The organism is Chryseobacterium sp. JV274, assembly GCF_903969135.1.
GTDB lineage: Bacteria > Bacteroidota > Bacteroidia > Flavobacteriales > Weeksellaceae > Chryseobacterium.
The window spans coordinates 4,728,418-4,742,326 of sequence record NZ_LR824569.1 but is presented as its reverse complement, the minus strand read 5'-3'; the positions used below and the strand labels follow the sequence as shown (position 1 = coordinate 4,742,326).

Here is a 13,909-nt window from a genome sequence, read left to right as displayed (position 1 = left end):
TCGAATCTTTCGTACCAAAACTTATGGAAAATCCGAAAACACCTAAACTAGAAAACCAGATTTGCTTCCCGCTGTATGTTATTGCCAAGGAGATTACAGGACTTTATCGTCCTTTCCTCGATGAGCTTGACATGACGTATCCGCAATACCTTGTAATGATGGTATTATGGGAAGGTGACGGACTTACGGTAACGCATATCGGAGAAAAACTGTATCTGGATAGTGGAACTTTAACACCTCTTCTTAAAAGACTGGAGTCTAAAGGATTTATCAGCAGAAAAAGAAAAAAAGAGGACGAAAGAGTAGTTGAAGTATTTTTAGATGAGGCTGGCAAACAGCTTCAGAAAAAGGCATGTGAAATTCCGGGAAAAATTCAGGAAAAACTGGGTATACAGCCGGAAGAACTGCTGCATCTTAAAGACACAGTCCTAAAAATATTAAACAAAATAGAAAAATAAATGAAAACATTATATACAACTCAGGTAACTGCTCAAGGAGGCAGAAACGGACATGTAAAAAGTGAAAACGGAGTTTTGGATCTTGAAGTAAGAATGCCAAAAAATCTGGGAGGAGCCAATGATGATTTTGCCAATCCTGAAATGCTTTTTGCAGCTGGATATTCTGCATGTTTCGACAGTGCTCTGAACAGAGTAATCAGCCTTTCTAAAGTGAAAACCGGAGAAACAACTGTTACTGCACAAGTGAGCATTGGCCAACTTGAGAACGGAGGTTTCGGTCTGGCAGCAGAGCTTGACGTCAACATTCCCGGAGTTTCTATTGAGGAAGCACAGGCTCTGACAGAAAAGGCACACCAGATCTGCCCTTATTCTAATGCAACCAGAAATAATATGGAGGTGAAACTATCAGTAACCAACAACGATTAATCCAATTTTTTTTAAGCATAGTTATAACGAAATGAGCTGTTTCCATGGAAACAGCTCATTTCTATTTTATATTTTTAACCCCAGATTTCTCAGATGGACACAGATGATTGCGTTTATTTTAAAAGACTGATTCGGCTATTACTCTCTTAAAAATAGATTAATTTTGTATCATGGACATTATTACAGATATCGTTTGTCAGGTGTATGCAGGACAAAAATCAAGAAAGACAATCAATTTGGTATTGAATACATTTCTTCCCGGCTACGAAAAATTAAATCTTGATTATACTTATCCAAGACACGACAGGAATTATATTTTTAAAACGGAAGATGAAATGATTGGTTATTTCATTGAAACGCCTTCCATCACCCAGACTTTTTATTGGAATAAATATCATGATAATCCCAACAAAATCATGGTAGGTGCAGATATTACTGATGACGACAAACTTATTATGAGCCTGACCTTAAATGGCACCAAGGAAACTGAAAAAATGTATTTCGACCAGCTCAAAAGTATTTTACAATCTGATATTGGAGTGATTTCACACGTTGATCCCGCAGATTATGAAGATGGAGAAGATTTTATTTTGAAATATAGATAAACAAATTATAGCGCACTGACATAATTCATAACTCATCATCACCTCCTGTCTTTATTTACATCACTTTTCTGATAGGCATCTACCTTTTTATAAGAATCATTTTTTTCTTTTTCTTTTTTATCGGAAATCAGAATTCCGAAAAGATGGTCGATCTCATGTTGGAAAATTACCGCTGTAAAACCTTCTACAATTTCTGAATATTTCTGTCCTTTCAAATCAATATATTCCAGCTGAATCACTTTACTTCTGTAGAACTGATCTCTGAAATCGGGAATAGACAAATCTCCTTCAGGCCCAAGATTCTGCAGATCGGAATGCCAAGCAATGACAGGATTAATAAAATATTCCAAAGGAGTTCCTTCTTTGTCAAAACGTTGTACCCAGATAACTTTTCTGTTGATTCCCACCTGAGGCGCTGCAATTCCTACTCCGCCATCCGTAGAAAGAAGAGATTCTTTCATTCTTTTTACCAGAATAGCTGTATTCGGATCAAGGGGATCAATCTCTGAAGAAATACTCAATAGTGTTTTATGTTGATTGGTATCGGTAGTCTGATAGATGGGCAATGCAGTATTTGTATCACCTTGATTAATTAACGAAATTTCATTGGAAGTGAGTTTTTGGGCATTGATCAGTCCGATAAAAAAGATCAGCAGAATGGATATTTTTTTCATGTTTTTTGGAATGTTGTACAAAGGTAAAAATTGTGGAATAAAAATGATTATTCAATAATTAATTTTACGTTTTGGCTAAAGCCAATGGAAGTTTTGTTATAAAAAATAAACGGGCTAAAGCCCGTTCCTATTGAATTCAATGTAAGTAGTTTATTTTTGCCATTTTGAAAGGAATGCAATGCAGTGAAGAATCTCATAATTAATAGTAAGATTCTTCCTTCGTCAGAATGACACTTTTGTAAAAAAAATTAAAAAGTCTTAGTCATATCTCCCGGAATAATCAGATTGAAATCTGTCGGGATATAGTCTTTGGCCGGCACTTTCAGTTCAGGATCTCCTGATTCAAAAACAGAGATTACTGCCATTTTCAAATTAGGATTTTTCTGTTTGATATACCAATAGATTCCGCCAAATTCTTTGCTGTGATAGTTTCCGTTGTAATGGATAAATGTTTTTCCGGCCTGATAATTTTTCAGAATAGATTCTGCCATTGTAGCATCTTTCGTTGCCTGGGCTGAAATAAAATTCATTACTTTTGTTCCTTCTGCATGATCTCCCATCATCTTTTTCATTTCTGGATATCCTGGGGTGTCCAGCGTAACTTTGATAGGCAGCTGAGCAATGTATGTTTTCTCTTTTCCGCTTAATTTATTCAGGGATTCAAGACCTTCCTTCACGGTTTGAGAGGCATATTTCCTTGGGATATTGGTAGCAATAAAATTCAGTTTTTTATCTTTAGCAAAATCAACCAGAGGTTTATAATCTGTTGCATAATTGTTCCATAAACGGGCAGAGTCTTTCAATGTCTTAGCATCAAATTTCCCGTTTAAATACTGATTCAGCTGTGCCTGATTATCTCGTTCAAACATTTCTGCGCCTAAAATAAGCTGACCGTTCTTTTTTGCAAACAAGGCTTCTGTAATTTTAAGCTGAAGCCAGTGATTGATAGAACTGTTATGATTTTCTCCAAAAAAGACCACATCATAATCCGCTAGTTCTTTCACCAGTTTGTCAGTCTTTATTTCCTTTCCTTTCTTATCATAAAACTGGTAAGCTTTAAAGTCCTGGGCCTTCAATGAACAGAAACCGGCAAGCAATATCGCTATGAAAATATTTTTCATTTTATTTTATATTTAACCACAAATTACACAAATATTTTGGCAGTTATTGCACTGTAACAGCACATCTTCTTTATTTAAATCTTAAAATTATTTTTCGCCAAAACCTGAAATAAAAAAGACCGCTTTGAATTTCAAAAACAAAACGGTCTCATTCAAATCATCTAATTATTACTTTTCTAATGCTGCTACAAGGTCCTTCCACTCCTGAAGCTCAGGAATTCCAGGTTTCCTTTTTCCAAAGAACTGAACAATAAAGTCTCCTTCATTGTTGAATACTTCGATAGCTGTTACTTCTCCGTCCTCCGTTGGTTTTTTAACGATCCAAGCTTCTGCAATTTTCGTTACATCAAGGTGTAAATTGAAATCAGGATCCATTACGTTGAACCATTGCTGGTGCCAAAGTGTTTTCTTCACATTTCCTGTGTGAATCTGAATAATTCCTCTGTTTCCAACGAAAACCATGATCGGTGTATTTTTTTCAGAAGCATCTTCAAGGATGTTTACCACTTTTGCGTTATCGATTTTCTTAGCAAATCCTTCCGGAGCTAATCTTAATGCCTGTGTTCTGCTTACTCCATATTTTCTTGTCATCATGAAAAAATCATGTGTGTCTTTCAATTCTGTCCAAGCTTTTTTGAATCCTTCTACATCAATTTCAGAATCTGCTTTTTCTGGCTGTTTTGGAGCTACAGCTTCAAAAGCCAATACCTGATTCTGATCTTCTGCTTTGAATTTTTCTACAATCGCATCGAAACCAGCTTCATTGCTATTTTTAGTCAAATAAATCTTGTGAAGTGCCAAGCCGTCTTTCCCGAAAAACTGAAAGCTTTTCTTATCTCCTTCCAGTACTGCAAAAGCAAATTTCCAGTGGTTAAGGAAAATTCTAAGGTCGATATCTTCACCTACAAAAAGCTGTGCATGAGGGCTGCTGAAATCTCCGTTTAGATACGTTCCTTTTCTTTCATGAACACACTCATCGTTACGGGTAAGAGCCATTACTTTTCCTAACTGCTCAGCTTCTGTAAGGATTCCCTGGAAATCCGGGTTCAGGACAGTAACTCCTTCTCCAATGCTTGTTGCCAATAATTCGGCTTCACTTACTTCTAATTGTGCTGCTGCATTTCTTATTCTGATATGTGGATTTTCTGCTTTCAGAGCTTCCCATTTTTCCTTTAAATCATTAACTAATGTGCTCATTACTTTACTTTTTTATGGTTAAAATTGTATAAATTCTTTGTATTGTTTCGTTTCCTGTTTTACTTTTTATTTCTTCTTCTTTTTCAGAAGTTTTCATTCTTTTAAAATGACTTTTGGAGATCAGTTCTTCCATTTCACTGTTGTTGTACAGGATGAAGTCATATTCCGTAAACGGCAGTTTTTCCATGAATTCTCTTTGTCCGAATGTAAGAACGAATGTTCCGTCATCTTTTAAAACCCTGTATATCTCATTTAAAAATTCTACCGGATTTTCCCAGAAATAGACTGTATTGACTGTAAATATTTTATCAAAAGCTCTGTCCTGGAAAGGGAGTTTACTGCCTTCATACAAAACAAAATCTGCCTGGCTTTCAAATTCTTTATTGAGCCTTTTGGCTTCATTATGCATGGTTTCAGAAATATCAATCCCGGTATATCTGAGATTTTTGGCAAGACTTATTATACTTTTCAGGTGTGCGGCATTCCCGTGTCCTATTTCGAGGATTTGCTGATCATCATCTACCACCAGTGTTTTGATACTTTCTAACGTCATACTGATGTTAGTGGCATTCATCATTTCACCAATCTCGATGCCTTTTTCCCCCTGAGGATTGGCAAGATTCTGTGCAAGGATTTTGAGTTCTTCTTTTTCCATGGTTATCCAAAAATGATCATAGGGTTATTGGTAATTGGGTGTTCGCAAATGGTACAGGGAAAATTATAGGCATTGCTGATATTTTCTGCTGTAAAAACTTCCTGTGGAGTTCCATAGGCGGAAACCTGTCCTGATTTCATTAATAAAATTTTGTCTGCAAATTGTGCCGCAAGGTTGAGATCATGCAAAACAACAATGGCACTATTGGCTTTTTTTGTAAAATTTTTGATAATTTCCAACGCCTTATACTGATGTTTTATATCCAAATTGTTCAAAGGTTCATCCAGAAAAACCAGTTTGTGGGCAATTTCATTTTCAAGCTGTGCCATTACTCTTGAAAGATGTACACGCTGCTTTTCTCCTCCTGAAAGTGTATTGTATTCTCTTTCTTTAAGATGAAAAATATCAGTTTCGTACATCATATTGTTCATGGCTTCCAGATCTTCTTTTCCGGGCTGAGCATCAAAATACGGATATCTTCCCATCATGATCACATCTTTTACCTCAAGCGGAATATCATTGCTGTTGTGCTGTGAGAACTTTGCTTTATGTTTTGAAAGCTCTTTGATATTCCATTCTCTGATGGGTTTATCCTTAAATAAAACCTTATTATTTCCGGATTTCACTTCATCTGCCAATACGCTCAGAAGACTTGACTTTCCTGCTCCGTTAGGTCCTACAATAGCCAAAAATTCACCATACTCCAGAGAGACATCTACCCCGTCCAGAATTCGGAAATCTTTATGTTTATAATTAATCTGGTGTGCCTTGATCATTACAGTGACTTTTTAAATTTAACCAAAATAGCGATAAAAATAGGTCCTCCCATTAAGGCTGTTAAAATACCGATCGGCAGTTCTGACGGTGCTACAATACTTCTGCTGAAGGTATCTGCTGTCAACATTAAAATGCTTCCGCACATTGCCGATAATGGCAAAATAAAAGCATAATTGGATTTGAATAAGAGTCTTAAAATATAAGGTACAATAAGACCTACAAAACCTATAGTTCCTGAGAATGCCACACAGCTCCCTACCATTAAAGCTACAATAATAATAATCTGTTTTTTCAGCCTTTCCACATTGATTCCCAGATGGTGTGCATCTTTTTCTCCCAGCATCATTGCATTCAAAGCTTTACCTTTCGGCAATAAAATGATATAGGCAATGATCATAACAATGGCCAGAATGATATTCTTAGTCCATGTTGCTGCTGCCAAACTTCCTAAATTCCAAAAGGTAAGATCTCTAAGCTGCTCATCTTTTGAGATGTAGATCAGAAATCCGGTTACTGAAAAACCGATAGCCGTTATTGCGACTCCCGTAAGCAGCATCATGACCACATTTGTTTTTCCTCCGCTTGTTGAAATTCTGTAGACCAACATCATTGATAAAAAAGAACCGATAAACGCCGCGATTCCTACCAGTGAAAATTGTACAGCCTCAGGAAGATATTCTTTGAAATGTCCTCCTAAAACAATCGCAATTGCTGCCAGCAAAGTTGCTCCCGATGTAAGTCCTATTAAATCTCCCGTTGCCAAAGGATTCTTGAAAAGTCCCTGAAGACTTGTTCCTGAAACCGACAACATACTTCCTACTAAAATTGCCATGATAATTCTGGCTGCTCTTACGTCCCAGATTACATATTTATCACTCAATGATAAATTGGAATCTCCTTTTATAAATTGCCACAGTGCCATGAACGGAGAGTTTCCTCCAAAATCATAAACTCCTGTATTAAGTGACAGTACTGCTATAATAGTAAGCAGTACTGCACTTATAATAAGATAAAAGTATAGTTTACTTTGTGTTTTCAATTAAAAGTTTGTTTAATCCTACTGCTGCTTCTCCTAATCTCGGCCCGAAACCTGATACTAAACCTCCGTCCATTGCGATGATTTTTTTATTCTTCCCTGCATTCGTTTGGGAAACACCCGGCATTTTAAGAGCGCCTTCATTTCCTCCAGCTCCCTGTAAACCTGTTTCAAAGAAGAACAGTACATCAGGATTGGCTTTTACAACAGCTTCCGGGGTCAATGGTTTGAAATCTTCAAAATCAGTTACGGCATTTTCACCGCCTGCAAGGGTAATTAATGAAGCCATTGGTGTATTTTTACCACTCACCATCAGCATATTTCCTCTGGCATAGATGAACAATACTTTTGGCTTTTTAGCAATAGGCTGTACCTGTTTAAGATCTGCATCAATCTTGTCATTCAGTTTCTGGTAGTCTGTATTTCCGATAGCTTTTGCTACAGATTCAATCAACTTTTTAGTTCCTTCTACCGTATATTCCTGTTTGAATACTTCAGTTTTAATTCCTGAAGATTTTATTTTCCCCATCAATTCCGGGTTGATATCTTTATCAGAAGCTAAAATTAATGTTGGAGAGACTGCCATGATCGGCTCAATAGTCATTGATCTCATGTGGCCTAAATCTTTAGCTGTAGCTTTTAAAGATGCAGGATAAGTACTTGTAACATCCGTTCCTACGATTTCTTTTTCGTGGCCCAGGGCAGATACTATTTCAGTAATTCCTCCACTTAATGTTACTATTTTATTGTTGGTCTTTGGTGCTTCAGAAGTAGCTTCCGTTGTACTTTCTTTTGGTGATCCTTCTGCCTTTTTGCAAGAATACACTGCTACAAGTACAGAAGCTGCAAGAATGAATTTTTTCATGATATACTATTATTTGATTATTTTATAAAGGTTCAAATTCAAAATTGGTGTACCCCCGGTTTCCGTTTTCGTCTTTCATTTTGTTAAACCTCAGTTTAAAGTAGAACCCTTCAGCATCTTTCAATACAAAGAAACGGTCTGAATATACAAATGGAACCGGATTCGATGCCGTCCCCGTGGTTGTTCTCCACTTATCACCAATGGCTCTGTGATCATTAAATACAAATTTGGCGGGCTCAACATCTTTCAGTTTAAATGCAGTATAAGCCTGATCCAGACTTCCTGTAACACTTACCTGATAAGCGCCTACTCCATTTAAGGTATTGGTAGTTACAAAATCTGCATAGAAGTAGCTTCCCGCACTGGTTGTAGGTCCCATGAATACCTCATTGGTAAACGTTGTGAATGCTAAATCCCATCTTTTTTTCTTAGGCTGAATCTTTACCGGTGTACCCGTTTTCAGGTTAAAGAATGTGAAATTGTATTCAGTATCTTTTGTAATGATATATTCTTTAATATCTGTTCCTGTTGCATTCAAATCGGCATAGCGAATCTTGTATCCATTTTGAGCTCTCAGAATCTGAATTTTTTTCCATCCTCTCGGATCACCGGATAATGAAACGGAACCGGCCCCAATATTGGCTGCGGAAGGTATTTCTCTTCCCATATTGATTAGATAAACAGGATTATCAGCGTCATTTTCTTTGATGGCATCAATTCCGGAAGTCTGATTTAGGAAATCTCCATTCGGATTGTCAATATATTTCATATTGGCAGCATCAAATGTTCCTACCTGAGCAATTTCTTTCAAGCTTGCTGCATCAGCATCTTTTACTTTACTGATATCTGTAGCATCAGGTATTTTAATAACTGTCATAGCAAGAGATCCGTTCATAATCACACGAAATTCATCTCCTGTATAAAAACCAAGATCCCAATCTGTTCTGCTGTTGATAGCCGGATTGGTGTAATCACTCAGATCAATCCAAACCTGATTAGGTTCTGTAGGACCACCCACTTTTACATTAACTTCTGACCCAGTCATAGGTGGAACCGGAACCGGATCTTCATCTGCAGAAAGGCAAGACTGAGTGGCCACCATGACGGAAAGAATAGAAAATATTTTTAAATACTTCATAACAGTAACTTATTATTTAAAATTGAAACATTAATCGGGCAAAATAGCTTCTGCCGTAGTATAAATTAACAAAACCGTTCGCTGCTGTATGGGCTGAACCCGCAATTGCAGTAGAGTTTAACCTCGTCACATCAAATATATTTTTCACCCCCGCAGAAATTTCGAAATGCTTATTCCAGAAAGGCTGGCTTACGATGAAATCCATCATATGAAAACTGTCTACTTTTCCCAGGCGGAAACCACTTGCCCCGTCAGACACATAGATTCTGTCCGGACCTGTAAATTTGTAATAAAGGGCAAAATTGGTATCGGTATTTTTCAGTTTGTAAGTTGCCGAAGCTCCTGCCTGTACTAAATACTGGAAGTCTGTAGGAGAAGAGGATGTTAATTCATTCATTGATACCGATGTTCCGTTTACTGATCCTCTTAAAGACAAAGCAAACTGATCTTTTCTAAAATCTACATTGGCTGAGAATAATAGATTTTTATAGGTATTAAGATTCATGTATTTGTAGGTAGAAGGTTGTTTTACCACCACCATTTCAATCCTGTCACGTACATCCAGATATAATGCATCTACTCCGTAAGCTATTTTCCAGCCATTATTCACTGAAAAATTCTGATTCCAGAAAAGTCCTGCTGAGAATCCTTTTTCAGGATTTAAATCCGGATTTCCCTGTACATCATGGTTAAGATTTACAAAATAGGTGTACAGTTCGTCATATTTAGGAAAACGGTTTGCTGATCCTACGATCGCTCTAAGATTTGAATTCTCAGAAGTTTTATATCTTGCTGATAAGGAATAGTTGTATTGATTGTTAAAGTTTTCACTAAGGGAAAGTCTTACTCCCGGTCTTAATGAAAGTTTGTCTGAAACATTCCATTCTGCAGAAAGGAAGTTGGAATAGGTAAATATTTTTCTTTTTACGGCTTCTCCAAAGAAATCTCCTGCAATCAGTGCAGCATAACCATTAGTATAGTCTAATTCATATCCTAACTGAAAATCAAAAACTTTGCTATCCAGGAAGTTACTGAACATCCCTCTTGAGTAGATGACATCTGTCTTATAATAGGATTTTTCGTCCTGACGGCTCTTTATCGCTCTGTTTGGAATGTCGTAATTGTAGTCGTAATACTTTCTGTCCTGATTCTGATAGGAGAAGTCTCCCATGTACCGGATATGCCCCAGATTAGTTTGAATGTTAAACTGGTGTACCCAGCGGTCTGTATTGTACCTTCTGTCTCTACTTTCATAAGAAACTCCACCTACACCGTCATTAAGCGGGTTTCGGCTTACTTCCGGGTTGTAGAAGTTGAATTTCTCATTAAGATAGGACAGCTTGTAGAAGAATGTTGTTTTATTTTTCGTATATCTTAGCAATGCAGAAGCATCATACTGGTCTTTCGGATTCCATTCATATCCTCTCTGATTGTCCTGTCCGAAATATTTGTAACCTTTGCTTTCTCCTTCATATCCCATAAACTGGTTATGGTTGAAATTGATACTTGCAAACCATTCATTGCTGATGTTATAATCTATATTCAGGTTTTGAATATGTCTTCCGTTCCCTCTTTTCTTAAGATCGTAATTATCTCTTACGGTTTCTTCCTGTATTGAACCTCTTACACTTACTTTTTTTGTACTGGTTTTCTTGGTGATAATGTTGATTACCCCGGCAACAGCTCCATTTCCATATTCAACGCCCATACTTCCTTTTACAATTTCAATTCTTTCGATATTGCTTAAGGTAATTTTTGTAAGATCAATATTACTTCCCAATCCTGTATCTCCTACTACCGGAATATTGTCTATAAGGATTTTTACATAATCACCATTAAGTCCCATGATATTGGCAGTGGAATTTCCTGAACGGGTATCCGGAGTGATCTGTATGTTAAGACTTTGATTTAAAACCTCGGCAACATTAGTCGCCGCCATGTTTTTAATCTGTTCTGCATCAATAACCTCAACCTTATATATTGATTTGTTAATGGACTGCTGCATATACTGTCCTGTAATAACAACTTCTTCAATTTTCTTTTGATTAAGAGAATCCTTTTCTTGTGCATTCATCCATAAGGCTACAGATAATGATAGAACGGAAAGCACTTTCTTCTTCATAAGGGTACAAATTTTCGACAAATATAAAACTTTATTTAGACTCATTAAAAATAAATATATATTTTTGTGGAATAATTCTAAATAAAAATAATCTCATGAAATTAAAATTACTTTTAGGAACTCTGATGTTTACAGCCTTAACAGCAAATGCTCAGGTATCTAACATCAATGAAAATTTCAATAACTTTACTGCAGGTAATACTACTTTCCCTCAGTTTGGATGGGCTGCCATTGTTGCTCCAATAACCGGAGAATTTCCTCCCGTACCTCCGAGAATGATTGTAGCAGGTGATTCAAACAGGTTCGTTCAATCCTACGCAGGAAATAATGCGACAGGGTCTTCATATCTGATTTCACCACAAATTGAAACTCCAACCGGAAATAAAACATTGACTTTTGATACTACTTTAGTGTCTCCATCTCCTGGTCCGGGAAGTATTCAGATTGGAGTAGCATCCAATCCTGCGGATATGTCAACATTTGTTCCTGTCGGAAGCCCTATCAATGTATCAGTTATTGGTACAGTTCAGAATATCAGTGTAAATATTCCGGCATCTACAGGTTCATATATTGTATTTAAATTTACTCCTACAGCAACACACGTTGCGATCCAGGTTGATAATGTCGTTTATAACACAACAGCTTCTTTAGGAGTAAATGACAATAATAAAGTGACAGAAAACCTCAGATTTGCATTAAATTCTGATCAGACAGCATTGGAATTTAAATCAAAAAAAGATCTTAAAAATATCAGTATCTATTCTGCTGCAGGACAGAAAGCAGCAGAAGGAAAACCAAACGGACAGATATTTGATATCAGTACACTTCAGACAGGAGTATATTACATGAATATTGAAACTGCAGAAGGAAAACTTATCCAATCAAAATTTATCAAGAAATAAGGTTTATTAGACTATTATCTACCTTTTCAAAGCCGGCGGGACTATTCCTTCCGGCTTTTTTATTCTTATTTTTTACTTATCAAAAGTATGATTAAAATAAAAACACGATAAAAATCATGTTTTTATTTAGACTCATTAAAAATAATTATATAATTTTGTAGAATCATTCTAAATAAGGATTTAAAAAATAAGTTATGAAAACAAAACTATTATTGGCTTCAGTATTGGCAATGTCTGTTCAGCAGACTGTTTTGGCACAAACTGATGCATTTGGATACTCACAGGTAAATATGACAATGGGAAGCGGATATCAAAACAGAGTTTTTGTAAACCTTGCAGATGGTAATATGGTTTCTCAACCTGCCAATACCTGGGATGTTGCTTTTTATAGAAATTCAAACTATGCATTTGGATCAAGAATAAATGATGCAAAAGATATCGAAGTATTCACTGCTTCAACAAATCTAGCAGACTGGGATAACATCAGCATCAGCAATGAATCTTCATGGGGAGACCCTCTTTATAACCCGGATCAGACCACTGACTGGAGCCAGGGAGCTTTTGAACAGGGACCTGTGACATCTCCAAACCCCAATATCCCTTCAACAGGATGGGGAGTTTACAACCCGATAAATCACCATATCCAGGGGAAAGCTATTTTTGTGTTAAAATACCCTTCAGGAACATACATCAAATTTGCCATTGAAGATGCCTTTGCAGGATATACTTTTAAATATTCAAAATGGAACGGTACTGCATGGGGAGCTACAGAAACAAGAACAATCGCTAATGGAACGGATGATTCTTATTTTAATTATTTCTCATTTGATACAGGAGCAAAAGTTCCTAGTCTGGAACCATCAAGAACTGCATGGGATTTCATATTTACTAAATATTATACATTCTATATGGGGGTACAGATGTATCCACTTTCCGGAGCAATCCAGAGCCCAAACATTAAAGTAGCAATGGTACAGCCGGAAACTCAGGCCACAACAGCCTATACAATTCCTGCCACAGCAAGTTTCTCATCAGCTATTACTACTGTAGGACATTCTTGGAAAGGGATAGGAACCGTTAAAAATGATGTTGTCTACTACGTCAAAAAGGGAAATGATTACTATAGAATGTACTTTACTACAAACGGTGGAGCAAGTACAGGAAATATGTATTTTAAATACAAGAAGATTACTGAAACATTAGGTATTACAGAAGTTGGGAAAAAGGCTTCTTTTGGTATTTATCCTAACCCTGCACCAGCTGATAAAAAAATAACGGTTCTTTTTGATGTTAAAGAAAAAGCAAGCAACAAAGGAAATGTAGAAGTCTATGATCTTACCGGTAAAAAGGTATATTCTGCTGAACTTACGAATCAGGCAGGATTCTACAAACAGGATCTGAATCTTTCTACACTTACATCAGGGAATTACCTTGTAAAAATTACTTACGGAGGTCATTCGGAAACGAAAAAGCTTATCGTAAAATAAATATTTTATTTTAATACTTTCTATTTTTTCTAATAAAAAGGCGGTTTCAAGCTATTGAGACCGCCTTTTATTTTTTAAGGAAACCGAAAAAATCTTTAAGTCTTTATTCTTAAATCTTTCAATCCTCGATATTAATATATCTTAAATCCTTTATACACTTCTGCTGAGCTCTCCATGATCTTGGAAGCATCTTTACGGAAATCCAGAAGGTGATCCTGACCGTTGTGTCTGTTGTGGTGCTCTACACTTTCCCAAAGCTCAATCAGGAAGAAAGTTCCTTTATTATCTTTATCTTCAATAAGGTCATACTGCAGGCAGCCTTCTTCTTTTCTTGTTTCTTTCACAAGGTTCTGAAACAGCTCTACGGCATCCATCAGATAATTTTCATTAAACTTAAAAAGTGCAATGATATGTAAATTCATGTTCTAATATTTAGTGATGTAAAA

The 13,909-nt window shown here is 36.4% G+C and carries 15 protein-coding genes; 5 read left to right on the top strand and 10 right to left on the bottom strand.

All coding sequences use genetic code 11. The annotated features are described in order from the left end of the window. The first annotated feature begins 23 nt into the window (after nucleotides 1–23). The 3 genes from CHRYMOREF3P_RS21850 (at nucleotide 24) to CHRYMOREF3P_RS21840 (ending at nucleotide 1,489) form a co-directional block, all read left to right on the top strand. Nucleotides 24–458 (top strand): MarR family winged helix-turn-helix transcriptional regulator, encoded by a 435-nt coding sequence (locus CHRYMOREF3P_RS21850; RefSeq protein WP_077415157.1) that lies wholly within the window; start codon nucleotides 24–26, stop codon nucleotides 456–458. Further along, nucleotides 459–884 carry an organic hydroperoxide resistance protein gene (locus tag CHRYMOREF3P_RS21845; RefSeq protein ID WP_077415159.1) on the top strand — a complete coding sequence of 142 codons (426 nt, stop codon included), beginning with the start codon at nucleotides 459–461 and terminating at the stop codon, nucleotides 882–884. Between the two features lie 170 nt (nucleotides 885–1,054). Continuing rightward, the gene (locus tag CHRYMOREF3P_RS21840) at nucleotides 1,055–1,489 is read left to right on the top strand and encodes a hypothetical protein (protein ID WP_077415161.1); all 435 of its coding nucleotides are present in this window, start codon (nucleotides 1,055–1,057) and stop codon (nucleotides 1,487–1,489) included. Nucleotides 1,490–1,527: 38 nt separating this feature from the next. On the opposite strand, the gene CHRYMOREF3P_RS21835 is transcribed toward CHRYMOREF3P_RS21840, so the two are convergent. The 9 genes from CHRYMOREF3P_RS21835 to CHRYMOREF3P_RS21795 all read right to left on the bottom strand — a co-directional run bounded on the left by CHRYMOREF3P_RS21835 (nucleotide 1,528) and on the right by CHRYMOREF3P_RS21795 (nucleotide 11,074). After that, nucleotides 1,528–2,163 (bottom strand): peptide deformylase, encoded by a 636-nt coding sequence (locus CHRYMOREF3P_RS21835; RefSeq protein ID WP_180565518.1) that lies wholly within the window; start codon nucleotides 2,161–2,163, stop codon nucleotides 1,528–1,530. Between the two features lie 248 nt (nucleotides 2,164–2,411). Continuing rightward, entirely contained in the window at nucleotides 2,412–3,284 is an 873-nt protein-coding gene (locus tag CHRYMOREF3P_RS21830) for a ChaN family lipoprotein (protein WP_180565517.1), read from the bottom strand. 168 nt (nucleotides 3,285–3,452) lie between these two features. Then, entirely contained in the window at nucleotides 3,453–4,481 is a 1,029-nt protein-coding gene (locus tag CHRYMOREF3P_RS21825; protein WP_180565516.1) for a hemin-degrading factor, read from the bottom strand. Between the two features lie 4 nt (nucleotides 4,482–4,485). Continuing rightward, the gene (locus CHRYMOREF3P_RS21820) at nucleotides 4,486–5,136 is read right to left on the bottom strand and encodes a class I SAM-dependent methyltransferase (RefSeq protein ID WP_077415169.1); all 651 of its coding nucleotides are present in this window, start codon (nucleotides 5,134–5,136) and stop codon (nucleotides 4,486–4,488) included. Between the two features lie 2 nt (nucleotides 5,137–5,138). Continuing rightward, a complete protein-coding gene (locus tag CHRYMOREF3P_RS21815) occupies nucleotides 5,139–5,912 on the bottom strand; it encodes a heme ABC transporter ATP-binding protein (RefSeq protein WP_180565515.1) in 774 nt (257 codons plus the stop codon). Then, nucleotides 5,912–6,952: a FecCD family ABC transporter permease gene (locus tag CHRYMOREF3P_RS21810; RefSeq protein WP_077415173.1), complete on the bottom strand. Its 1,041-nt coding sequence runs from the start codon at nucleotides 6,950–6,952 to the stop codon at nucleotides 5,912–5,914. Before CHRYMOREF3P_RS21810 ends, CHRYMOREF3P_RS21815 begins: the two co-directional genes overlap by 1 nt. Beyond that, nucleotides 6,936–7,814, bottom strand: coding sequence for a hemin ABC transporter substrate-binding protein (locus CHRYMOREF3P_RS21805; protein WP_077415175.1), 879 nt, complete (start codon nucleotides 7,812–7,814; stop codon nucleotides 6,936–6,938). The genes CHRYMOREF3P_RS21810 and CHRYMOREF3P_RS21805 overlap by 17 nt, the downstream gene beginning before the upstream one ends. Nucleotides 7,815–7,836: 22 nt before the next feature. Next, complete coding sequence (locus CHRYMOREF3P_RS21800) at nucleotides 7,837–8,952, bottom strand: HmuY family protein (protein ID WP_077415177.1); 1,116 nt, start codon at nucleotides 8,950–8,952, stop codon at nucleotides 7,837–7,839. Between the two features lie 16 nt (nucleotides 8,953–8,968). Continuing rightward, entirely contained in the window at nucleotides 8,969–11,074 is a 2,106-nt protein-coding gene (locus CHRYMOREF3P_RS21795) for a TonB-dependent receptor plug domain-containing protein (RefSeq protein ID WP_180565514.1), read from the bottom strand. A gap of 95 nt (nucleotides 11,075–11,169) precedes the next feature. Here CHRYMOREF3P_RS21795 and CHRYMOREF3P_RS21790 point away from each other — a divergent pair, with 95 nt between their 5' ends. Continuing rightward, a complete protein-coding gene (locus CHRYMOREF3P_RS21790) occupies nucleotides 11,170–11,976 on the top strand; it encodes a T9SS-dependent choice-of-anchor J family protein (protein ID WP_077415180.1) in 807 nt (268 codons plus the stop codon). Between the two features lie 194 nt (nucleotides 11,977–12,170). Continuing rightward, a complete protein-coding gene (locus CHRYMOREF3P_RS21785; protein WP_077415182.1) occupies nucleotides 12,171–13,463 on the top strand; it encodes a T9SS type A sorting domain-containing protein in 1,293 nt (430 codons plus the stop codon). 131 nt (nucleotides 13,464–13,594) lie between these two features. Here CHRYMOREF3P_RS21785 and CHRYMOREF3P_RS21780 read toward each other — a convergent pair whose 3' ends face one another. Further along, nucleotides 13,595–13,885, bottom strand: coding sequence for a putative quinol monooxygenase (locus tag CHRYMOREF3P_RS21780; RefSeq protein ID WP_047376912.1), 291 nt, complete (start codon nucleotides 13,883–13,885; stop codon nucleotides 13,595–13,597). Nucleotides 13,886–13,909: the final 24 nt, after the last annotated feature.